Source organism: Allokutzneria sp. A3M-2-11 16 (genome assembly GCF_024213555.1).
In the GTDB taxonomy this organism is placed as follows: Bacteria; Actinomycetota; Actinomycetes; order Mycobacteriales; family Pseudonocardiaceae; genus Allokutzneria.
This window is the reverse complement of the sequence record NZ_JANAVO010000001.1, coordinates 17,641-39,503: the sequence shown is the minus strand read 5'-3', so window position 1 is coordinate 39,503 and position 21,863 is coordinate 17,641. Positions and strand designations below refer to the sequence as shown.

Annotated in this window: 19 protein-coding genes; 12 read left to right on the top strand and 7 right to left on the bottom strand. The window is 69.6% G+C overall.

The features are described 5' to 3' along the window. Nucleotides 1-6: 6 nt before the first annotated feature. The 4 genes from NLX83_RS00180 to NLX83_RS00165 all read left to right on the top strand — a co-directional run bounded on the left by NLX83_RS00180 (nucleotide 7) and on the right by NLX83_RS00165 (nucleotide 4,873). The gene (locus NLX83_RS00180; RefSeq protein ID WP_254232813.1) at nucleotides 7-837 is read left to right on the top strand and encodes a TauD/TfdA dioxygenase family protein; all 831 of its coding nucleotides are present in this window, start codon (nucleotides 7-9) and stop codon (nucleotides 835-837) included. Next, nucleotides 834-2,627 carry an ArnT family glycosyltransferase gene (locus tag NLX83_RS00175; protein WP_254232812.1) on the top strand — a complete coding sequence of 598 codons (1,794 nt, stop codon included), beginning with the start codon at nucleotides 834-836 and terminating at the stop codon, nucleotides 2,625-2,627. Before NLX83_RS00180 ends, NLX83_RS00175 begins: the two co-directional genes overlap by 4 nt. Beyond that, nucleotides 2,624-3,865 carry a glycosyltransferase 87 family protein gene (locus tag NLX83_RS00170; RefSeq protein ID WP_254232811.1) on the top strand — a complete coding sequence of 414 codons (1,242 nt, stop codon included), beginning with the start codon at nucleotides 2,624-2,626 and terminating at the stop codon, nucleotides 3,863-3,865. Before NLX83_RS00175 ends, NLX83_RS00170 begins: the two co-directional genes overlap by 4 nt. A 219-nt stretch (nucleotides 3,866-4,084) precedes the next feature. After that, nucleotides 4,085-4,873: a lysophospholipid acyltransferase family protein gene (locus tag NLX83_RS00165; RefSeq protein ID WP_254232810.1), complete on the top strand. Its 789-nt coding sequence runs from the start codon at nucleotides 4,085-4,087 to the stop codon at nucleotides 4,871-4,873. Between the two features lie 68 nt (nucleotides 4,874-4,941). Here the strand turns inward: NLX83_RS00165 and NLX83_RS00160 are convergent, their stop codons facing one another. Together NLX83_RS00160 and NLX83_RS00155 are read right to left on the bottom strand one after the other, a co-directional pair. Further along, complete coding sequence (locus NLX83_RS00160; protein ID WP_254232809.1) at nucleotides 4,942-5,226, bottom strand: MoaD/ThiS family protein; 285 nt, start codon at nucleotides 5,224-5,226, stop codon at nucleotides 4,942-4,944. Nucleotides 5,227-5,235: 9 nt separating this feature from the next. After that, nucleotides 5,236-6,321: a WD40/YVTN/BNR-like repeat-containing protein gene (locus NLX83_RS00155; protein ID WP_308209248.1), complete on the bottom strand. Its 1,086-nt coding sequence runs from the start codon at nucleotides 6,319-6,321 to the stop codon at nucleotides 5,236-5,238. 87 nt (nucleotides 6,322-6,408) lie between these two features. Between NLX83_RS00155 and NLX83_RS00150 the strand changes: the two genes are divergently transcribed. Then, entirely contained in the window at nucleotides 6,409-7,059 is a 651-nt protein-coding gene (locus NLX83_RS00150) for a DUF2461 domain-containing protein (RefSeq protein ID WP_254232807.1), read from the top strand. Between the two features lie 216 nt (nucleotides 7,060-7,275). Here NLX83_RS00150 and NLX83_RS00145 read toward each other — a convergent pair whose 3' ends face one another. After that, complete coding sequence (locus NLX83_RS00145; protein WP_374118607.1) at nucleotides 7,276-7,803, bottom strand: VanZ family protein; 528 nt, start codon at nucleotides 7,801-7,803, stop codon at nucleotides 7,276-7,278. On the opposite strand from NLX83_RS00145, the gene pyk reads away from it, so the two are divergent. Further along, the gene (pyk, locus tag NLX83_RS00140) at nucleotides 7,718-9,151 is read left to right on the top strand and encodes a pyruvate kinase (RefSeq protein ID WP_254232805.1); all 1,434 of its coding nucleotides are present in this window, start codon (nucleotides 7,718-7,720) and stop codon (nucleotides 9,149-9,151) included. The genes NLX83_RS00145 and pyk overlap by 86 nt on opposite strands. Nucleotides 9,152-9,169: 18 nt before the next feature. After that, a complete protein-coding gene (tesB, locus tag NLX83_RS00135; protein ID WP_254232804.1) occupies nucleotides 9,170-10,105 on the top strand; it encodes an acyl-CoA thioesterase II in 936 nt (311 codons plus the stop codon). A 200-nt stretch (nucleotides 10,106-10,305) separates the two neighbouring features. Here tesB and NLX83_RS00130 read toward each other — a convergent pair whose 3' ends face one another. After that, nucleotides 10,306-11,700, bottom strand: coding sequence for an alpha/beta hydrolase (locus tag NLX83_RS00130; protein ID WP_254232803.1), 1,395 nt, complete (start codon nucleotides 11,698-11,700; stop codon nucleotides 10,306-10,308). Nucleotides 11,701-11,838: 138 nt separating this feature from the next. On the opposite strand from NLX83_RS00130, the gene NLX83_RS00125 reads away from it, so the two are divergent. The 3 genes from NLX83_RS00125 (at nucleotide 11,839) to dacB (ending at nucleotide 16,872) form a co-directional block, all read left to right on the top strand. After that, entirely contained in the window at nucleotides 11,839-12,867 is a 1,029-nt protein-coding gene (locus tag NLX83_RS00125) for a GlxA family transcriptional regulator (protein WP_254232802.1), read from the top strand. Nucleotides 12,868-12,940: 73 nt separating this feature from the next. Continuing rightward, complete coding sequence (locus NLX83_RS00120; RefSeq protein WP_254232801.1) at nucleotides 12,941-15,229, top strand: chitinase C-terminal domain-containing protein; 2,289 nt, start codon at nucleotides 12,941-12,943, stop codon at nucleotides 15,227-15,229. A 95-nt stretch (nucleotides 15,230-15,324) separates the two neighbouring features. Beyond that, on the top strand, nucleotides 15,325-16,872 hold the full coding sequence (gene dacB, locus NLX83_RS00115; RefSeq protein ID WP_254232800.1) for a D-alanyl-D-alanine carboxypeptidase/D-alanyl-D-alanine endopeptidase: 1,548 nt from the start codon (nucleotides 15,325-15,327) through the stop codon (nucleotides 16,870-16,872). 137 nt (nucleotides 16,873-17,009) lie between these two features. Here the strand turns inward: dacB and NLX83_RS00110 are convergent, their stop codons facing one another. Next, nucleotides 17,010-17,789, bottom strand: coding sequence for a SigB/SigF/SigG family RNA polymerase sigma factor (locus NLX83_RS00110; RefSeq protein ID WP_308209247.1), 780 nt, complete (start codon nucleotides 17,787-17,789; stop codon nucleotides 17,010-17,012). Beyond that, nucleotides 17,786-18,226, bottom strand: coding sequence for an ATP-binding protein (locus tag NLX83_RS00105; RefSeq protein ID WP_254232799.1), 441 nt, complete (start codon nucleotides 18,224-18,226; stop codon nucleotides 17,786-17,788). Before NLX83_RS00105 ends, NLX83_RS00110 begins: the two co-directional genes overlap by 4 nt. Before the next feature lie 175 nt (nucleotides 18,227-18,401). Here NLX83_RS00105 and NLX83_RS00100 point away from each other — a divergent pair, with 175 nt between their 5' ends. Then, nucleotides 18,402-19,889, top strand: a complete 1,488-nt coding sequence (locus tag NLX83_RS00100) for an ATP-binding protein (protein WP_254232798.1) — start codon at nucleotides 18,402-18,404, stop codon at nucleotides 19,887-19,889. Beyond that, on the top strand, nucleotides 19,886-21,112 hold the full coding sequence (locus NLX83_RS00095) for a glycosyltransferase (protein WP_254232797.1): 1,227 nt from the start codon (nucleotides 19,886-19,888) through the stop codon (nucleotides 21,110-21,112). Before NLX83_RS00100 ends, NLX83_RS00095 begins: the two co-directional genes overlap by 4 nt. Before the next feature lie 159 nt (nucleotides 21,113-21,271). Here the strand turns inward: NLX83_RS00095 and NLX83_RS00090 are convergent, their stop codons facing one another. Next, nucleotides 21,272-21,694: an STAS domain-containing protein gene (locus NLX83_RS00090; protein ID WP_254232796.1), complete on the bottom strand. Its 423-nt coding sequence runs from the start codon at nucleotides 21,692-21,694 to the stop codon at nucleotides 21,272-21,274. Between the last annotated feature and the right edge of the window lie 169 nt (nucleotides 21,695-21,863).

Here is a 21,863-nt window from a genome sequence, read left to right as displayed (position 1 = left end):
ACCGTCATGTCCCTTGCACAGCAACAGAAAATCGGTTCCTTCGGCGTGCTCGTCCAGGCGGGCGCGCCAGGAACGAACCCCACGACGCTCGCCCCGGAAGCCTTGCTCGCGCTCGCCCGGGAGCACCACATCCTCGTGTTGCGCGGGTTCCGCGACTTCACCAACGCCGAGGACCTGACCGCGTGGTGCGGCACCCTCGGCGAGGTCATGATGTGGCCCTTCGGCGCCGTGCTCGAACTGGTCGAGACCGACGCGCCGACCGACCACATCTTCGACCACAGCTACGTCCCGCTGCACTGGGACGGCATGTACAAGCCGATGATCCCGGAGTTCCAGGTCTTCCAGTGCGTCAGCGCGCCAGGCGCGGGCAACGGTGGCCGCACCACGTTCAGCGACTCCAGCGCTGTGCTCGCATCCGCCGACCCCGCGACGGTCGAGCGGTGGCGCGACATCACCGTGACCTACCGCATCCAGAACAAGGTCCACTACGGAGGGAAGGCGGTTTCTCCTTTGGTGGTACCGCATCCGACCACGGGCGTGCCGACGATGCGGTACAACGAGCCGCCGCTCGCCGACGATTCGGCGTTCCTCAACCGGCCGAGCCACAGCTTCGACGGCGTGGCCAGCGAGGATGTTCATGCGCTGCTTGAAGAACTCCAGAAGGCGCTCTACGACCCGCGCCACTACTACGCGCACAACTGGGTCGACGGCGATCTGGTGATCACCGACAACTACACGCTGTTGCACGGTCGTGAGGCTTTCACCCACCGCGCGCCCCGCCACCTGCGCCGCGTGCACGTGCTCGGCGACCCGCCCTTCAGGAACCCCGCGCTGTGAAAACTCGTTCCCTGGCCGTATTGGGCCTCACCGCTGCGACTTTCCTGTTGGCCTTCTGGGCTTTCGGCCGAGTCGAACCGCATTACTACTACACGGTCGGTGTTCGCTCGATGAGCGAGAGCTGGCACGCGTTCTTCTACGGTGCCTTCGATCCGGCCGGGACGATCTCGGTGGACAAGGTTCCGGGCGCGCTGTGGATGCAGGCGTTGTCGGTGCGCGTGTTCGGCTTCCACGCCTGGGCCGTCCTGCTGCCCCAAGCCCTTGCGGCAGCGGCAACGGTTCCGGTGCTGTACTCGGCTGTGCGGCTCTGGATCGGCACGCGTGCGGGGCTCATCGCCGCAGCCGTGTTCGCCTTGACGCCGATCACCGTGGTGCTGGCGCGGGTGAACATCCCCGACACGTTCCTGGTGCTGTGCATGGTTTGCGCGGCATTGGCCACGTCGAAGGCGATCAAGGGCGGGCGCTGGCCGCAGCTGCTGATCGCGGCGGTGTGGATCGGCGTCGGCTTCCAGATGAAGATGACGCAGGCGTTCCTGGTCCTGCCCGCACTGGGAATCGCTTACCTGGTCGCCGCTCCAGGAGGCTTGGTGTCCCGCCTCGCCCGGACTGCGGTCGCGGGGGTGCTCGCGCTCGCGGTCAGTTCCTTGTGGCTCATAGCGGTTGCGTTGACCCCGGCCGCGGATCGTCCGTACGTCGACGGCAGCACCAACAACTCCGTGTGGGAGATGGCGTTGCTGTACAATGGCTTCGGTCGTTTCTCGCACGGCACCGCCGCGACGGACCAGGTGAGCAGCTTCCTCGCGGACTTCGGCGGTGCGGCAGGCCCGTTCCGCCTGTTCAACTCCGAGATCGGCGTTCAGATCAGCTGGCTCCTCCCGTTGGCCCTGATCGCCGTCATTCTCGGTCTGGTTGTCCGCAAGTCCTTCCCGCGCAAGGACTTTGAGCGTGCGGGTGTGATCATGTGGGGAACGTGGCTGCTGACGCACGCGGTTCTTTTCTCCGCCGCGCCGGGCATTCACCCCTACTACACCGCGGCTTTGGCTCCGGCCGTCGCGGCGTTGGCCGCCTACGCGTTTCACCTCAACACGTGGGTGGGGATCGTCGGAACGGGTGCCTGGGCGGTGGTGTTGTGCACCCGAGAAGACTTGGTGTGGCTCGGGATCGTGATCGCGGTGGGTGTGGCTGTCGCGCTCGTGGCGCGGTTGCCCGCGGTGGCAGTCGCAGCGGTGTTGGCGGGCCCCGCGGTGTTCACCGTGATGGCTTCCGGGAAGGTCCTCGACGGTTTGACGTCATTGAACCCTGTTGCGGGGCAAGGAAGTGCTCTGTCTGACTCGGGAATGGCCGCCATGCACGGAATGCCCCCGGACATGCCTTTCCCGCCGGGGATGGGGGACATGAACATGGTCACTCCGAACGTCGGCGTGCTGCAGTATGTGAAGCAGAACCACACGCGCGAGCGCTACATGTTCGCCGTTCCAACCGCGAACACCGCCGCGCCCTACCTGCGTGCCGGGTACAGCGTGCTGCCCATGGGCGGCTTCACCGGTGCGGCCGCCGTTCCGTCCATTGTGGAGCTTCAGGAGCTGGTGCGGTCCGGGCAGGTCCGGCACGTGCTCATCGGTGGGTTCCACGGCGGCATGGGCGGAGGCACGTCGATCGAGCGGCAGGAGTGGGTGGCGAAGAACTGCGCTCCCGTGCCCGTCGCCGACTACCAGGGCGCGTCCGGTCCCTCAGGGCCGCCGGGACACCCGGAGCTGTTGTTCGATTGCCGCCCCGGAGGCGCAAGATGAGCCCTGTCCCGCCGAAGCCGTTGGCGTGGGTGTCCCGCAACGCGGTGTGGATCGCGGTGGTGACGGTCCCCGCGTTCATCGCCATTTCCGTGCTGCACTGGGCCGTCACCGGCTTTGTGATCATGTCCGACTTCCTCGACCTCACCGTCTACGAGGCCGGAGCGCGGGCGCTGGTGGAAGGCTCGCCGCTCTACGAAGCCAAGATCGCCGGTGGGATGTTCTCCTACACCTACCCGCCGTTCTCCACGTTGCTGTTCGCGCCGATGGTGCTCGGCCCGCTGTGGCTGTGGAAGCTGTTGGTGTTCCCCGTGAACACCGCGCTCCTGGCCTGCGCGGTCTGGCTGTCGTTGCGGATCATGGGCTATGCGCCGGACCGGGATCTGCGTCGCCTCACCCTGGGGCTGACCGCGTTGCTGTTCTGGGTGGAGCCGGTTTCGTGGACGATGCACCTCGGTCAGATCAACCTGGTGCTGCTAGTGATCCTGTTGTTCGGGCTGCACAAGCGCACGGATGTGTGGCTCGGTCTGGCGGTCGGGCTCGCCGCCGGTATCAAGATCACGCCCGCCATCTTCGTCATCTACTTCCTGGTCACGCGGCGCTACAAGGCGGCTCTTGTCGCGGTCGGCACATTCCTGGCCACGGTAGCGATCAGCCTCGCGGTGACGCCGGGCAACGCGCTGCGGTACTGGAGCGGCACCTTCCTCCAAGCCGAGCGCGTCGGCGAAGTCGCGAGCCCGATGAACCAGTCGCTCAACGGCCTGCTCGCTCGACTGTTCACAATGGACGAGCCGCCCACGGTGCTGTGGCTGGGCTTCGCGCTGCTCGCCGTGCTGGCCGGGTTCTCCCTGGCGGTGCTCGCACAGCGGCGTGGGGAGATGCTGCTGGCCTTCACCCTCGTCGGAATGACCGGGGCCGTGGTGTCGCCGATCTCGTGGAGCCATCACTGGGTGTGGTTCGTGCCGCTCGCGATCGTCGCCGCGCACTGGTGGCGGAGCAGCCGAGTGCACATCGCAGTGCTGAGTCTCCTCGCCGTGGTGACGTTCTCGTGGCCCATGCATTTCTTCACGGGGCACCGCATGGACATCCCCGCGCTCGGTGTGATCGGCGCCCCGGAGTGGGGCGGCCTCGGCAACGTCTACACCAACGTGTACGTGTTCCTCTTCGGCGCAACCCTGCTCTGGGTCTGGCGTCGTCTCGGCACTCGCGGCGGTGCGCCGTTGCAGGTAGTCGAGCCGTAGCCGGTTTCCCTTGGCAGCAAACGACTACGGGACCCCCTCGCGTCGACCCGGACGCACTGGTGCAAGATCCACACCTGCATTGCCGTCGACCTCGATTGTGGATGCAGACCAGTGAAGACCTCACCCGGATACCCAGCCCACTGCCCCTCCGACTGCTTGCCGGACGCGAGCGAGACACCGGCCGTTCCCTTGGCGCGGCGGGTTGTCCGCCTCGGATCGGTGTTCTCCGTGCTCCTGCTCGCGGTGCCGTTGGCCGTCCTCCTGCCCCTGTTCAGCCCGCGCCGCCGCGTCCGGGAGCTCCGGCGGCTGTCGGGGTTGCTGCTGCGCGCGCTCGGCGTCCGCGTCGTGCACACCGGACCCCGAGGTGGCGCCGCGCTGTTGGTGGCGAACCACCTCTCCTGGCTGGACGGGGCCGCTTTGCTTGTGCAGCAACCGATTCACCTGGTTGCCGATGCGCGGACGGCCACCGGTTTCCTCGGCAGGCTGCTCAGCGGCGGCGGGACGATCTTCCTGGATCGCTCGCGGCCCCGCGCGCTGCCGGACACCATCGCCGAGATCACCTCTGCCCTGCGCACGGGCTTGCCCGTCGGCGCCTTCCCCGAGGGCGTCCGCCGGTGCAGCTCTCCCGGCGGTGCCTTCACCCCCGCGGTCTTCGAAGCCGCACTGCGCGCCGGTGTCCCCGTCCGCCCCACGCTGATCGAGCACCGCCTGCGCGGCGGTCGCGCCACCTCCTCCGCCGCTTTCCTCAGCGGGCAGACCTTGCTGGACAACGTGCGCGCCATCGCCGCGATCCGCGGACTCGAAGTGCACGTGCGCGCGCTCCCGGTCCTCGACCCGTCCCGCTACCGCTCGCGCGCCGCACTGTGCCGCTCCGCCAAGGCCGCCATCGACCGCTCAGCCACGCCGAGCCCCGCGGCCTGCCCCGCCGCCGACCCGAGGCCCTTCATCCCCGAGAAGCGCCTCATCACCCCGCGCGACCTCACCCCCTCTTCCGTTTCGTACTCATAGCCGGGTTTGGGAGCGCTCCATCTCCGGCTATGAGTACGAAACGGGATTGGCCTGGACCAATGTGAGGGTCAGCCGCCCGCTACGGACGGGATGATCTGGATCTCGGCGCCCTCGGCGAGCACGGTGTCGGCCCCGGCCAGGCGGCGGCACTCCTCGCCGTCGACGAAGAAGTTCACGTACCGCCGCAGCCGGCGCTGCTCGTCCCGCAAACGCCGCTCCAGCAACGGGTAGCGGCCCGCGATCACGTCCAGGACGTCGCCGAGGGTCGCGGGCGCGGTCATCTCCAGCTCGAACTTGGGCGTGCCGTCGGCCGCTGAGCGCAGCACCCCCGGCAGCAACACGGTGACGTGCATCGCGACCCCCTAGACCGACGCGGCGCGGACGCACAGCACGTCGGGCAGGTGCTGGGCGATCAGCGACCACGAGTCGCCCTCGTCGGCGCTGCCGTAGACCTCGCCCGTGCGGGAGCCGAAGTACACGCCCGCGGGGTCGGCGTCGTCCACGCACATCGCGTCGCGCAGCACCGCCGTCCAGAACCCGTCCTCCGGCAGGCCCGCGGTGAGCGCGGTCCACGACCCGCCGCCGTCCTCGCTGCGGTACACGCGGCACTTGCCGTCCGGCGGGAACCGCAGCGCGTCGGCGGTCAGCGGGAACGTGTAGATCACCTCGGGCCTGTGCGGGTGCACCACCATCGGGAAGCCGAAGTCGCTCGGCAGGCCCTCCGCGATGGACTGCCACGTCCGCGCGCCGTCGTCGCTGCGGTAGACGCCGTGGTGGTTCTGCGCGAAGAACCTCTCGGGCCGGTCCGGGTGCTGGGCGATCTTGTGAACGCACTGGCCGAACTCGGGGTCGGGGTCGGGCATGAAGTAGGCGCTGATGCCGCTGTTGCTGGCCGCCCAGCTCCGCCCGCCGTCCGTGGTCTTGTAGACGCCGCCGGTGGACATCGCCACCGTGACCTCGTCGGGGTTCTCCGGGTGCGGCAGCACGGAGTGGATCGCCTGGCCGCCGAAGCCCGGGGTCCAGTCGGCGCGGTGCGGGTGGTCCCACAGCGCCCGGACCAGCTCGTAGGTGCGGCCGCCGTCGGCGGAGCGGAACAGCGCGGAGGGCTCGACCCCGGCGTAGACGACCTCCGGCTGCGACCGCGGTCCCGGCGCGATCTGCCACACCTGGCCGAGCGAGGTGCCGGTGTCCTCGGGGAAGGCGACCGGGGCGTGATCGGGCTCCTGCCAGCTCCCACCGAGGTCGTCGCTGGTCATCACGCTGGGGCCGAAGTGCTCGCTGTGCAGACCGGCGAGCAGCCGGGGACTGCCGCGGCGGGTGTCGATCGCCACTGAGTAGACGGCCGTCATCGGGTGGTGCGGGCCGCTGAGGGTCCAGCTCGCCCTGCCGTCCGCGCTCCTGGCCAGCCACAGACCCTTGCGGGTGCCGATCGCCAGCAGAACCATCACAAACCTCCGAATATCGAAATGCGTGATCCAGGTCACTGCGGGACGCTACGCCGGACCCCTGACAGTCACCCGGTAGCGTCGATGACCATGGGTTTCGGCGGGTTCGGCGAACACGCGATCGACTTCTTCGACGACCTGGAGGCGGACAACTCCAAGGCCTTCTGGACGGACAACAAGCAGACCTACGACGAGGACGTGCGCGCCCCGATGGAGGCGCTGCTGGCCGAGCTGGAGCCGGAGTTCGGGCCCGGCAAGGTCTTCCGGCCGTACCGCGACGTCCGCTTCAGCAAGGACAAGACGCCCTACAAGACCCACTGCGGCGGCGTGGTCGAGCAGGGGCGCGGCGGCGGGGCCTTCTACGTGCAGATCAGCCCGGCGGGCCTGCTCGTTGGCGGCGGCTCGTTCGCGATGGCCTCCGACCAGCTCGCGCGCTACCGCACCGCGGTCGGCGATGACCGCAGGGGCGAGGTCTTCCGGCAGCTGCTGCGCAAGCTGGAGCGGAAGGGCTGGGAGGTCAGGGGCGACCGCCTCAAGACCCGCCCGAGGGGTTTCGACGCCGACCACCCGCGCATCGAGCTGCTCAAACACCGCTCGATCTACGTGGTGCGCGAGTGGGAGCCGGACGACGTGCTGCACGAGCCCGGTTGCCTCGACCGCGTGCGCAAGGCGTGGCGCGAGCTGGTCGGCGTCAACGAGTGGGCCGCCGACCACATCGGCGTCAGCGAGACCCGCTTCTAGCGACCCGCCACACCCACGCCGTGGTTGGTGCGTCTTCAAGTACCACCGACCCCCGTCTCAGCCGTCGCAAACCGCCCCCAACCTCCGTCGCCCTCCGGGGTTGGGTGTCGTTTGCGGTCGTGGGGGCCGGGGTCGGGGGTACTTGAAGACCGGTCAACCCGCTTGGGGTGAGATTTCCGGAGGGGCCGAAAAGACCACCCGGTCGGGTGGAAGTGCTCAGGCTTCCTCGTCGGCCGGGCGCCTGAGGTACCGGCGCCGCCGCTGACGGCCCCGCGCCGAGCTGGCCCACGCGTGCAGCAGCGTCCCCACCGCCAGCCCGGCCCAGTCGGTGAGGACGTCCACCACCTCGAAGGTCCGGTCGATCGGCAGCGTCGCCTGGAGGATCTCCGAGGCCACGGCGTACAGGACCAGGCCGATGGCCAGCGGGATCAGCCGCAGCCGGGCGATCAGGCCGGTCACCGCGAGCAGGCCGAAGAGCCCGAAGTGCACGACCTTGTCCACGCCCGGCGGCGCCAGCGGGACGCCGGATCCCGGCATGAACAGGATGACTACGCTGAGCAACACCGCGGTGACGAAGGGCAGAACACGAAGGCTCACGACAAAGATCCTGGCCCGGTGTGCGGTATCGGTACAGCGATCGGGTCTAGGCTCCTCGGACGTGAGCCGACGTGCGAAGATCGTTTGTACCCTCGGTCCGGCGACCGCGACCCCGGAAAAGCTCCGTGACCTGGTCGAAGCCGGCATGGACGTGGCCCGGCTGAACTTCAGCCACGGTAGCCACGCCGACCACAAGCAGGTCTACGACATGGTCCGCCAGGCCGCGGACTCCTCGGGCCGCGCGGTGGGCATCCTGGCCGACCTGCAGGGCCCCAAGATCCGCCTCGGCCGGTTCGCCAACGGACCGGTGATGTGGGAGACCGGTGACCGCGTGCGGATCACCGTCGAGGACGTGCCCGGCACCCACGACCGGGTCTCCACCACCTACAAGGGCCTGGCCAACGACGCCAAGCCGGGCGACCGGATGCTGGTCGACGACGGCAACGTCGGGCTGACCGTGGTGACCGTCGAGGGTTCCGACGTGGTCTGCGACGTGACCGAGGGCGGCAAGGTCAGCGACAACAAGGGCCTGTCGCTGCCGGGGATGGACGTCTCCGTCCCGGCCCTGTCCGAGAAGGACATCGAGGACCTCGAGTTCGCGCTGAGCCTGCGGGTGGACATCATCGCGCTGTCCTTCGTCCGCTCGCCCGCCGACATCGACCTGGTGCACCAGGTGATGGACCGGGTGGGCAACGGCAGGCTGCCGGTGGTCGCCAAGCTGGAGAAGCCCGAGGCCGTCGACAACCTCGAAGCCATCGTGCTGGCCTTCGACGGGATCATGGTCGCCCGCGGTGACCTGGGCGTGGAGCTGCCGCTGGAGTACGTGCCGGTGGTGCAGAAGCGGGCCATCCAGATCGCCCGCGAGAACGCCAAGCCGGTGATCGTGGCGACCCAGATGCTGGAGTCGATGATCGGCAACTCCCGGCCGACCCGCGCCGAGGCCTCCGACGTGGCCAACGCCGTGCTCGACGGCACCGACGCGGTGATGCTCTCCGGTGAGACCAGCGTGGGCCGCTACCCGATCGACGTGGTCAAGACGATGAGCCGGATCGTCGAGGTGGCCGAAACCGAGATCACCCCGGACGCCGTGCCGCCGCTGTCGCACGTGCCCAGGACCAAGCGCGGCGTGATCTCCTACGCCGCCCGCGACATCGGCGAGCGGCTCAACGCCAAGGCCCTGGTCGCCTTCACCCAGTCCGGTGACACGGTGCGCAGGCTGGCCCGGCTGCACACCTCGCTGCCGCTGCTGGCGTTCACCCCGGAGGCGGAGGTGCGCAGCCAGCTCGCGATGAGCTGGGGCGTGGAGACCTTCCTGGTGCCCGAGGTCGGCTCGACCGACCAGATGATCCAGCAGGTCGACCACTCGATGCTGGCGATGACCGGCCGCTACCAGCCGGGCGACCTTGTGGTGATCGTCGCAGGCTCGCCGCCGGGGACCGTGGGCTCGACTAACCTCATCCGGGTACACCGTCTGGGTGAAGAAGACCACGCCTGACCCCCTGAGGAGCTCCCCGTGACCGAAGTCGCCAGAGCCGCGGCGGCGGACCCCGCGGGGACCTCCTCCACCGTCCCGGTCCCGCTGGCCGCCGACGGCGTCCCGCACGGCCAGCCCGTGCTCGACCGCCTGGTCGCGCTGCTGGACCTGGAGCGGATCGAGGAGAACATCTTCCGCGGGGTCAGCCCCGAGGCTTCGCCGGTGCGCGTCTTCGGCGGCCAGGTGGCCGGTCAGGCCCTGGTCGCCGCGGGCCGCACCGTGCCCGCGGAGCGCGGGGTGCACTCGCTGCACTCCTACTTCATCCGCGCGGGGGACCCGAGCGTCCCGATCGTCTACGAGGTGGACCGCATCCGGGACGGCCGCTCGTTCACCACCCGCCGCGTGGTGGCCGTGCAGCACGGCAAGGCGATCTTCGCGTTGTCGGCGTCGTTCCAGCTCGCCGAGGAGGGGCTGGACCACGGCGACGAGATGCCGGAGGTGCCGGACCCCGACTCGCTGCCGACCTACGGCGAGTTCGTCCAGCCGTACAAGGACAAGCTCGGTCCGTGGGCCAAGCTGCCGAGGCCGATCGAGATCCGGCACGTGACCACCCCGCCGTGGCTGACCGGGGAGCCCGGTCCCGCCCGCAGCCAGGTGTGGATGAAGGCGGACGGCCGGGTACCGGACGAGAACCTGCTGCACGTGTGCCTGCTGGCGTACATGTCGGACATGACCCTGCTGGACTCGGTCCTGGCGCGGCACGGCGTGTACTGGGGCGATGTCATCGGCGCGAGCCTGGACCACGCGATGTGGTTCCACCGCCCGTTCCGGGCCGACGAGTGGGTCCTCTACGACTCGGAGTCGCCCAGCGCCTCCGGCGGGCGCGGCCTGGCCAACGGCCGCTTCTTCGCCAGGGACGGCAGCCTCATCGCGACCGTGGTCCAGGAGGGCCTGCTCCGCCCGGTCCGCCGCTGACCGGCGCCTCACCTCCCAGCCGGGTTCGGACGTCTTCAAGTACTACGAACCCCGCAAACGATCACCGAAAACCGCCCCCAACCTCGGCAGGGGTTGGGGGCGGTTTGAGACCTCTGGGGAGGGGGTGGGGCGTACTTGAAGACCGGCACACTACGGCGGTCAGTGGTGCCGGTCTGCGCCCGATGATTCAGTGTCGGTGATCAGCACTGCGCGGCGGGCGCGGCCAGGGACAGCAGGTAGTTCCTGATCGCCAGGTGGGCGCAGCGGTTGTTGGCGCTCCAGGACGCGTGCCCGAAACCCTTCCACGTCACCAGGTGGCTGCCCGGGATCTGCCGGCGCACGTTCTCCGCCCACTCGCGCGGCGTCGCCACGTCGTGCTCCCCGGAGACCAGCAGGGTCGACGGGGGAGCGGTGCGCCAGGGGTGCGGGCTCCACCGCACGGGCTGCGTCCAACCGAGGCAGCCGGAGGCGATGTCCCAGAACTCCGAGTACCCGCCGAGTTCCGGGTTCAGGGCACGCGATTCGCGCACCGCCGTGGGCACGTCGAACCGCGCGGGCACGTCCTGGCAGATGATCGACCGGTACGAGGGGTAGATCGGCGAGCTGAACATGCCCTCGCTGACCTGGGAGCCGTCGCCGGTCGATGCGGCGAGCAAGCCCTGCGCCAGCTTGGGCAGGAGGCCCGCGAGGTTCATCGAGCCCGTCACGCTCGCCTGCACCTCGCGTGCGGTCACGTTCCTGTTGCCCGCCTTCAGCTCGCCGCTTTCGGCACGCGCGATCACCTCACGCAGCACCTGCCGCGCGTCTTTTCCGTGCAGCGCACAGGAAACCTCGCGGGCGCACCAGTCAACGAAGTACGCCCAGCCGTCCTGGGTCGCTTCGGCGTTGTCCCTCAACATCTGCGCGGTCGACAGCGAGCGGTCGACGACCCCGTCGAGCACCAGCGCGCGCAGCCGGTGCGGGAAGAGCTCGGCGTACGCCTGGCCGAGCATGGTGCCGTAGGAGATGCCGAGGTAGCTGATCTGCTTCTCGCCCAACGCTTCCCGCAACGCGTCCATGTCGCGCGCGATGGTCGCGGTGTCGAGGTGGGCCATCGCCGGGCCGGTCTTGGCGACGCAGGACTCCGCGAACGCCGCGTTGGACTTGGCCAAGTGCGCCACACCCCGCGCTGTCGTGGGAAAGCGGTCGGCAAGGGGATCATGCGCGGGCAGAGCGCACTGGACCGGCGTGGTTCTCCCGGTGCCCCGGAAATCGAGTCCGATCACGTCGAATCGATCCAGGATCTCGGCGGGGAAGGATGTCGAAGCCCATTTCGCCACTGTCTCCGCGGTACCCGCGCCAGGGCCGCCGGGGTTGAACATCAGCACGCCGAGCCGCCGTCCGGGGTCGCGCGCGGGGGCGCGGGAGACCGCCAGTTCGATCTTCCCGCTGGAGTTCGCCCAGTCCAGCGGCACAGTCAGCGCCGAGCACTGGGACGTGCTGTCCTCGGCACAGCGCTTCCAGTCCAGGGCAGGTGCGGCGGTCGCGGTCGCGGTCGCGGGCACCGCGGTGAGTGCCACGCCGAATGCGAGCACGGCCGCTCCGGTCCTTCTCACGATGCGATTCCTTCCGATCGGGTCGGCCCAGCATTGCGCGGGTGATCAGGACGAAACGGGCTTCCCGGGGTCATCTCAGGGAAATATCGGGGATGTCCCTCTGCGTTGGCGCGGGCGGAAGCGGACAGGCTGGTCACCGTGCTTGGAAAGATCGTCGTATTGGTCGAGGACGGGGTGCCGCTGCTCGACGCGGCCGGTGTCACGGAGGTGTTCACAGTCGCGGCGCGCTACGGCGGGCCGTACCAGGTCCGGCTCGCCTCACCGGGCGGGCGGGACGTGTGCACCACGGCCGGTGTCCGGTTGCGCGTCGACCTCGCCATCGAGGAGGTGGACGGGGAGATCGACACCCTCGTCGTGACCGGCTCCGTTGTCCGTGGCTCCGGGCGGGAGCCGTTCGTGCGCACCGAACAGGCCGCGCAGGTCCGCCGTGTCGCCCGCCGCGCGCGCCGCGTGGTGTCGGTGTGCACGGGCGCGTTGCTGCTGGCCGCGTCCGGGCTGCTCGACGGCAGGCGCGCCACCACGCACTGGAGCTGGTGCGAGCGCCTCGCCGCGTCGCACCCCAAGGTCGTCGTCCAGCCGGACTCGATCTTCGAGTGGGACGGGCCGGTCGCCACGTCGGCGGGGGTGACGGCGGGCATCGACCTGGCGCTGGCGTTGGTGGAGCGCGACATGGGGCCCGAGACCGCGCGCCGCGTCGCGAGGTCCCTGGTGGTGTTCCTGCAGCGTCCCGGTGGGCAGTCGCAGTTCAGCGCCGGCGCTCAGCTCCCGGTCACCTGTGACACCCCGCTGCGCAAGGTCCTCGACGCCGTCGCGCTCACGCCGGGGCAGGACCACTCGGTGCCCGCCATGGCCGCGCGGGCGATGCTCAGCGTCCGGCACTTCACCAGGCTGTTCAGTCGCGAGATGGGGATCAGTCCCGCGCAGTTCGTCGAGCAGACGCGCGTCGAGGCGGCGCGAGGGCTGTTGGAGAACGGCGAAGACGGGGTGGAGAACATCGCGCGGCTCTGCGGTTTCGGCACCGCGGAGACGATGCGCCGGGCCTTCATCCGGGTGCTCGGTGTGCCCCCGGTGGCCTACCGCGGCCGGTTCCGGACCACGGGGATCGGCGCTGATCCGTTGGCAGGCAACCATTCCGCCGCCCGGTCACAAGTGGTCCAGACCTATTGACGGAGTCGGCCGGGGCCGCTTACGGTCCTCGCCAGCACCACCTCCGCCGCCACGACACCAATGGAGGTGATTCGTGGCTCGGAGAACTGCGGTTGGCGCAGCCGTGGTCGCGCTGTTGTCCGGATTGCTTGTGGCAGTGGGGAATTCTCCCGCTTCCGCGCTGAACGAGGACTGCCGTCCCGATGGCCTGTACCGCACCGGTGGCGTGGACACGCCGTACTGCCTGAACTACGACACCGAGGGGCGCGAGAAGATGGGCGCCGATCGGCGCGTCATCGGCTACTTCACGGGATGGCGGCACGGCAAGAACAACCAGCCCGCCTATCTGGTCAACAACATCCCGTGGAACAACCTCACGCACATCAACTACGCCTTCGCACACGTCAACGAGCAGAACCGGATTTCTGTCGGCGCGCAGAACGCCAACAACCCGGCGACCGGCATGGAATGGCCCGGCGTCGCGGGCGCGGAGCTGGACCCGACGCTGCCGTACAAGGGCCACTTCAACCTGCTGACGAAGTACAAGAAGCAGAACCCCGCCGTGAAGACGCTGATCTCCGTCGGTGGCTGGGCGGAGACGGGCGGCTACATCAACGAAGCCGGTGACCGCGTCGACAGCGGCGGCTTCTACTCGATGACCACGAACGCCGACAACAGCGTGAACACCGCTGGTATCAACGCTTTCGCCGACTCCACCGTGCAGTTCCTGCGCACCTACGGCTTCAACGGCGTCGACATCGACTACGAGTACCCGACCTCCAACAAGGACGCGGGCAATCCCCTGGACTTCCAGTTGGCCAACGCACGCCGTGCCGGGCTCAACCGCAGCTACCAGGTGCTGATGAAGACGTTGCGGGAGAAGCTGGACGCCGCCGCGGTGACTGACGGCAAGTACTACATGCTGACCGTGGCCGCGCCCGCGTCGGGTTGGCTGTTGCGCGGCATGGAGGTTTCGCAGGCCACGCAGTACCTCGACTACGTCAACATCATGTCCTACGACCTGCACGGAGCCTGGAACAAGTTCGTCGGCCCCAACGCCTCGCTCTACGACGACGGCAAGGACGCCGAGCTCGCCGCGGGCGGTGTCTACGGAGCGCCCCAGTACGGCGGGATCGGTTACCTCAACACCGACTGGGCCTACCACTACTTCCGTGGCGGAGTCCAAAGTGGACGGATCAACATCGGCGTTCCGTTCTACAGCCGTGGTCATCGCAACGTGGTCGGTGGCACCAACGGTTTGTGGGGGACCGCGGTCGGCACCAACTGCCCGCAAGGTCTGACCGCCTGCGGTGACGGAGCGCGGGGTATCGACAACATCTGGCACGACAAGGAGAACGGTCGAGAACTCGGGGCGGGCTCCAACCCGTTGTGGCACACGAAAAACCTGGAGCGCGGCATCGCGGGAAGCTACATCGGGCAGTACGGCCTCGACCCGGCGACCGACCCCGAGGACCGGCTGACCGGAACCTACACCTCGCACTACGACAGCACCCTCACCGCGCCCTGGCTGTGGAACAACGACAAGAAGGTTTTCCTGTCCACAGAGGACGAACGCTCGATCGGAGCCAAGGCGGACTACGTCGCGAACAAGGGCATCGGCGGCATCATGATCTGGGAGCTGGCCGGTGACTACGCGTGGAACGCGGCGAAGGGCGAGAACTACATCGGCACCACGCTGACCAACACGATCAAGCAGAAGTTCGCCGCGGCCGGGCCGTACGGCAACAAGAAGTCGCCGCGGGCGTCCCCGGCGGAGCGGCTCGACGTCAAGGTCGACTTCGTCGAGTTCCCCTTGGGCGACAACAACTATCCGATCAGCCCGAAGATGCGGATCACCAACTCCTCGGCGCAGACCATCCCGGGCGGGGCGGAGCTGCAGTTCGACTACCCGACCACCGCGCCGCCGAGCATGGCGCAGCAGTCCGGCTGGACGCTGTCGATCATCCGCAGCGACCACACCGGGCCGAACAACATCGGCGGGCTCAAGGGCGACTTCCACCGCGTGTCGATGAAGCTGCCGAGCTGGCAGAACCTCGCCCCCGGCGCCACCGCGGACGTGGCGCTGAGCTACCAGCTGCCGATCTCCGGGCCGTCGAACTACACGATCACGTTCGGCGGCAAGACATACGGGATTTCGCAGGACTACGCGCGAGGTGGCAGTACGACTCCGCCACCGACGACTACTTCTTCCAAGCCGCCCTTGTGCGCTGACGCGCCGTGGGACCGCGCGAAGGAGTACGGCGGCGGTAACACCGTCTCGCACGTCGTCGGGCAGCGGTGGCGCGCGAAGTGGTGGACGAAGGGCGAGGAGCCGGGCAGCACCGGCCAATGGGGCGTTTGGGAGTCCCTCGGCGCTTGCTGATTCGTTATCAAGCACCGGCGGTGTTCACTGCATTCGGATGCAGTGAACACCGCCTTCGCCTAGTACCGTCGCCTCCTCACATCACAGGAGGCGTAATGCGTTGGCGATTCACTTCCGGCGTGGTCGCGGTGCTTCTGGTCGGCCTGGTCAGCGGTTCGGCCCAGGGTGAACCGACCGGGCAGGACGCGCTCCGCCAGGACCTCGACCGCATCCTCGCGGCGCCCGCGCTCAACGGGGCGCACTTCGGCCTGGTGGTGCGCAAGGCGGCGGGCGGCGAGGTGCTCTACAGCCGGGGCGCCACCGGCAGGCTCAACCCCGCCTCCAACGGCAAGCTGCTGTCCTCCGCCGCCGCGCTGGAGACCCTCGGCGCGGGCCACCGCTTCACCACGGAGGTGCTGACCAGCGCGCGGACCGCGGGCGGTGTGCTCCTCGGCGACCTCCACCTGCGCGGCACCGGCGACCCCACCCTGCGCGAGGCCGACCTCAACTCGCTCGCCGACCAGCTCGCCCGCGCCGGGATCAAGGTGGTCACCGGCCGCGTGGTCGCCGACGACAGCTGGTTCGACAGCGTGCGGCTCGGCACCGGGTGGGCGTGGGACGACGAGCCCTACTACTACAGCGCGCAGATCTCCGCGCTGACCCTCGCGCCCAACGCCGACTTCGACGCGGGAACCGTTCTCGTGCAAGCACAACCGGGCGCGGTCGGCAAGCCCGCGCAGATCCGGCTCAGCCCCGCGACGAGCGTGGTCACCGTCGACAACCGCACCGTCTCCGCCGCGCCGGGCACCCCGAACTCCCTCTCGGTCGAGCGCGAGCACGGCGGCTCCAAGATCGTCGTCACCGGCACGGTCGCGGCACCCGCCGAGGACTACTCCACGGTCGACGACCCCACCGCCTACACCACTGACGTGTTCACGAAAGCCTTGGCGGCCAAGGGAATCAACGTCATCCGCAAGGACGTCGGCCGCGGTGCCACCCCCGCGGGTGCGAAGGCCGTCGCCACGCACAGCTCCATGACGCTGGCCGAGCTGATCGTGCCGTTCATGAAGCTGTCCAACAACATGCACGCCGAGGCCCTGGTGAAGGCCATGGGGCGCAAGGAGAAGAACCAGGGCACGTGGGCCGCGGGCCTCGAGGTGATGTCCCAGAAGCTCGCAGGCATGGGCATGCCCGCCAACGCCTACCGCATGGTCGACGGCTCCGGGCTGTCCAGGTTCGACCTCATCACCGCCGAGCAGCTGGGCAACCTGCTGGTGTCCGCGCAGAGCAAGCCGTGGTTCGCCGCGTGGTACGAGTCCCTGCCCATCGCGGGCAAGCCCGACCGCATGGTCGGCGGAACGCTGCGCAACCGCATGAAGGGCACGCCCGCCGAGGGCAACGTGCACGCGAAGACCGGCTCGCTGACCTCGGTGACCGGCCTTTCCGGCTACGTGACCGCGGCCAACGGCGAGAAGCTGGTGTTCGCGTCGCTGATGAACAACTACCTCACCGCGAAGCCGTCCGGCATCGAGGACGCGATCGTCGTGCGCCTGGCCAACTACCGCGGCGCCGCCGACCGATCCCTCCCGATCCCCGCGCCGCGCTCCGCGGGCACCCCGAACCCGCACACCGACCTCGAGTGCACCTGGACCCGCACCTGCTGACCCCACCGCTTAAGCCCTGAATGAGTCATTGGGGTACTTGAACGCCCTGAATGACTCATTCAGGGCGTCTAACTCCCTCAATGACTCATTCAGGGCACTCAAACGCACCAAACGCGACATTGGCGGAGGCGGGGCGGCTACTCCTCGTCGAGGGCGTCGCGGAGCTTGGCCAGGGTTCGCGACAGCAGCCGGGACACGTGCATCTGCGAGATGCCGACGCGGTCGGCGATCTGGGTCTGCGTCATGTTGCCGAAGAACCGCAGCACCACGATCGTCCGCTCGCGCTCGGGCAGGCGTTCGAGCAGCGGCTGCAAGGACTCGCGCCGCTCCACGTCGGCCATGCCCTCATCCTCCTCGCCGAGCGCGTCGCCGAGGGATACCCCGTCGTTCTCGCCGAGCAGCATGTCGTCCAGTGACGCGCTGCGGTAGGCGTTGGTCGCCTCAAGGCCCTCGAAGACCTCCTCGCGGGAGACGCCGAGGTGCGTGGCGATCTCGCTCGGCGTCGGCGCCCGGCCCATCCGCTGCGACAGTTCACCGACCGCCGCGCTGATCGACAGGTGCATCTCCTTGAGCCGCCGCGGCACCCGGACCGCCCAGCTGGTGTCCCGGAAGTGCCTGCGCACCTCGCCCATGATCGTCGGCACCGCGAAGGACAGGAAGTCCACGCCGCGCTCCGGGTCGAACCGGTCGACCGCGTTGATCAGCCCGAGCGTGGCGACCTGGGCCAGGTCCTCCTGGTTCTCGCCGCGGTTGGCGAACCGGCGGGCGATGTGCTTGGCGACCGGCAGGTGCCCGGTGACCAGCTTGTCCCGGAGCTCCGAGCGCGCGGGGTCGTCGGGGTCCAGCGCGGCGAGCTCGGCGAACACCGGCGCGTACTGCTCGTACCCGCCCTTGGTCTGCTCCGCCTGTGAACTCACGCGCCTACCACCGTCCCACTCGCCTTGGACAGCTCGATCCGCACGAGGTGTTTGCCGCTGTCCGCGGGTGTGGTCGACGCGGTCACCTCGTCGGCGAGCGTGCTCAGCACCCGCCAGCCGAAGGTGTCCTGCTTGGGTTCGTGCGGCTCGTCGGCCAGGACGCTGACGTCGACGACGACGCGTCCGGCGCTGGGGCTGAACCGGCAGCTCAGCGCGGCACCGCGGGTGGCGACGCCGATCAGGGTGGAGCAGGCCTCGTCCACGGCCAGCTTCAGGTCGGCGATGGAGTCGAGATCGAAGTCCTCCCGCATCGCCAGGTCCGCGGCCACCGCGCGGACGACGGACAGGTGAGCCGCGTTGGCGCTGACCCGCACCTCGATGGGCGCGGGTGCGAAGGTCGGTTCGGCCATCGCGGGCTCGGAAGGAGACACGGTCACTCTGCACCTCGTGGTCGGTCGTGGGTGGCGGGGCACGGCTAGGGCTCCTAGATCCTGCCCGACTGCCGGGACGCCCACCGTCCCCGGCTTACTACCCAATAAGGGCGACCTCGACACCTGGTTTTGTCACCCCCTTTCACGGGAAGCCAGCCACCGCAGATCGCCGTACACGAGCATGGAGTGGACCGATGGACGTGGAGCCACCGACCGCCCCGGTCAGCGAATCGGCGTGGTGACAGCCACGGAGTTCGCGCGGCAGGCCCTCGAACAGCCCGATCCGGCTGGAATGCGACTCGCCAAAGGGCTTCGCCCCGGGCGGGTGACGCCGGGGCGGGACTGGCACGACGTGCTCCCGCTGGACGACCGGATCGCCCTGGTCATCGGCCAGGTCCCGCGGCAGCCGACCGAGGAGGTGGCCGCCGCCGTCGTCGAGCGGTTACGGGGCGCGCTGACGACGCAGCTCCTCCAAGGACGGGGTCCCGCCGAGACCATGCTCGCGTTGCACCGCTACGCCGGGTACGCCCCCGAAGCCGCGGGAACCACGCTGTGCCTCGCCGTTTTCGAGCCCGCGACGAGGAGCCTGCGCTGCGCCGCGGCCGGGCACCCCGGAGTGCTGGTGATCACCGACTCCGGTGGGGTCCGCCAGCTCATCGGCAGCCGGGGTGGCCCGTTGGCGACGGGATACCTGGACCTGGGCCGGGAGACGGTGGAGACCGTGGGACTGCGGGAAACCGTCTTGCAGTACTCCATGGAGCTGGCGCGGTGCCACCCCGGACTGGAGCGGGTCACCGCGTCGATCGTCGCCGACCGCGGACCCGACCCGCGCGCGCTGTGCGACCGGCTCACCGGGACGTCCTGGTCCCTGCCCGACGCCGGGGACGTGGTGGCCTTCGCCTTCACCCCCTCCGGACGGCCGGGCGGACCGTTCGCCCTCAGCGTCCCGGCCGAACCGGGGCAGCTCTCCGTGCTGCGCAGGGAGCTGGCCGCCTGGCTCGCCGCCTCCGGAGTGTCCAAAGAGGACACGTTCGCCTTCGTGCTCGCGGTCGGCGAGGCCGCGGCCAACTCCGTCGAGCACGGCTACCACGGTGGCCGCGACGGCGGGCTGGTCACCGTCACGGCGGAGGCGGGCGGCGGCGGAGCGATCCGGGTCACCGTCTCCGACAACGGCCGCTGGCGGTACCCGCCGATCGCCGACCACAGCCGGGGCCGCGGCCTGCTGATCATGCGCGAGTCGATGGACGAGGTCCTGGTGCACCGGGGCGAACACGGCACCGTGATCACCCTGTGCAAGCGGCCGAGCCGGGCCCCGGGCGACGGGCGCAGCGATCCCGGCGGGTACGAGCTGCGGGTCACCAAGACGGGTGAGGTGGTGCGCGTCGAGGTCTCCGGGGAGTTCCCGGCGGCCAGCGCGCCCGCGGTCCGCCGTGGCCTGCTCACCGCGGCGAGGGGCGGCGTGTTCCCGCTCCAGCTCGACCTCTCCGGCGCCGGTCGTGACGTCGAGGGCTTGGTGCTGGCCCTGTTCTCGGTCGCCGACGCCGCGGCGGCCGCGGGCAGGCCGCTGGTGCTCGCCGCCCCGGAACCCAGCCCCGTGCGCGATGCCCTCGCGACAGCCGGTCTGCACCGGATCGCCCTCGTGACCGATGCACTGGAGTCCACCACATGATCTCCCCCGACACGCACAAGCCGACCACCCCCACCGACGAGGCCGAGCTGCCGCCGCTGCGCGTCGCGCTGGTCTCCCTCGACGACGGACCGCCCGGCCACGACGGGCCGGACGCGCCGCCCGCGCTGCACTCGGCCGGATCGCACGTCGCGGCCCTCGCCACGAGCATGGCCAAGGCCGGGCACACCGTCACCGTCTATGTCCGCGCCGACGATCCGAAGCAGGAGCCGGTGACCAAGGTCGCGGCCCGCCTGACCGTCGTGCGCCTGCCCGCGGGACCCCCGCGCGAGCTCGCCCCCGACGACGTCGTCGAACACCTCGGCGAGTTCGGCAGCCACCTCGCCGCGCAGTGGACCCGGCGCAGGCCCGACGTGGTGCACGCGCACTACTGGTCGGCCGGGATCGCCGCCGCGCTGGCCGCGCGCGAGGCGAAAGTGCCTGTGGTGCAAACATTCCAGGCGCTCAGCGCGCCTACGGACACCGGAGTCCCCGCCCAGCGCTCGAAGCTGGAACGGCTGGTCGGCCGCGAGGCCGTGCGCGTCGCCGCGACCAGCTCCGTCGAGGCGGACGAGCTGATCCGGCGCGGCATCCCGCGCTCGATGATCTCCATCGTGCCGTGCGGAGTCGATCCGGAGCACTTCACCCCGGACGGCCCCGTCGCAGAGCGCGGCGCGGCGCACCGTTTGGTGTGCGTCGGAGACCTGGTGCCGCACAAGGGTTTCGACACCGTGATCCACGCGCTGCGGGCGTTGCCGGAGACCGAACTGGTGCTCGTCGGCGGTATGAGGACAGGTCCGGAGGCGCGGCGGCTGTTCGCCTTGGCCCGCGCCGAGGGCGTCGCGGACCGGTTCCACCTGACGGGCCCGCTGCCCGACGGCGAGCTGCCCGCCCTGCTGCGCTCGGCCGACGCGCTGGTGTGCTGCCCGGCCGAGGAACCCTTCGGCCTCACCGTGTCGGCGGCCATGGCGTGCGAGACCGCCGTGGTGGCGAGCGAGGTCGGGGTGCTGGCGGACCTGGTGATCGACGGCGTCACGGGGCGGCTCGTGCCCCCGGAGGACCCCGAGGCACTGGCGAAGGTGCTCGCGCACGTGCTCGCCGACCCGGTGACCGCGCAGTCCTATGGCGCGGCGGGCCGCGACCGGGTGCGCGCCAGGTACTCCTGGGACCGCGTCGCCGAGGACACCGTGCGGCTCTACCGCCAGGCGGTCGCCGAATTCGTGTGAGTGTTTACGGCGGCACTCGCGGGGAACACTCGGGGAGTGGACAGGCCGACCGTCCGTAGACGGTCGGCCCGATCATGGGCACCGCCGCGGGGGGCTGAGCGGACGGTGCGTATTTTCGTGTTTCCAAGCCTGTTCGCGTTCAAACCCGATGATGCGGGATCAGGCCGCCAATGCGGCACTCACGCTGGGAAAAGTACTGAAGACGTCACCTAGACCGGTGACCTTCAGCGGCCGTTCGACGGAACGCGTCGAGCTGACGAGGCAGAAGCCGACGCCGTTGTCCTCGGCCAGGTGCAGGCAGTCCACCAGCACCGCGAGGCCGCTGGAACCGAGGAAGCTCACCTGGCTCAGGTCCAGCACGATCCGGTCGTTCTTCGCGGTCAGCTGCTCGTCGAGCGCGCTGCGCAGCAACGGGGTGGTGAACATGTCGATCTCACCGCTGACGCCGAGCACCACCACGCCCGTCGCCGGTCTGCGCACGGACAGCTCGATCAGCTGGTCCGCCTGCGGCACGCCGGGCTCCGGAAGGCCGGGGAGCAGTGTCTCCGCGCCGTTCACGGAATGGATGCGGTTCTCGGTCACGTTGCCTCCTCCGTCAGGGCCGATGGGACGGAAAGGGATACGGCGATGGGGGTCTCTCACGTCGCACGCGTCCGCCATCGGCCTTGGGGATGGGCGCACGGCCCCTCCGACCGCGGCTGTCTGTCAACCGCTGTTCCTCCCACCGTAGAGACCTCCGTCGCGGCACACA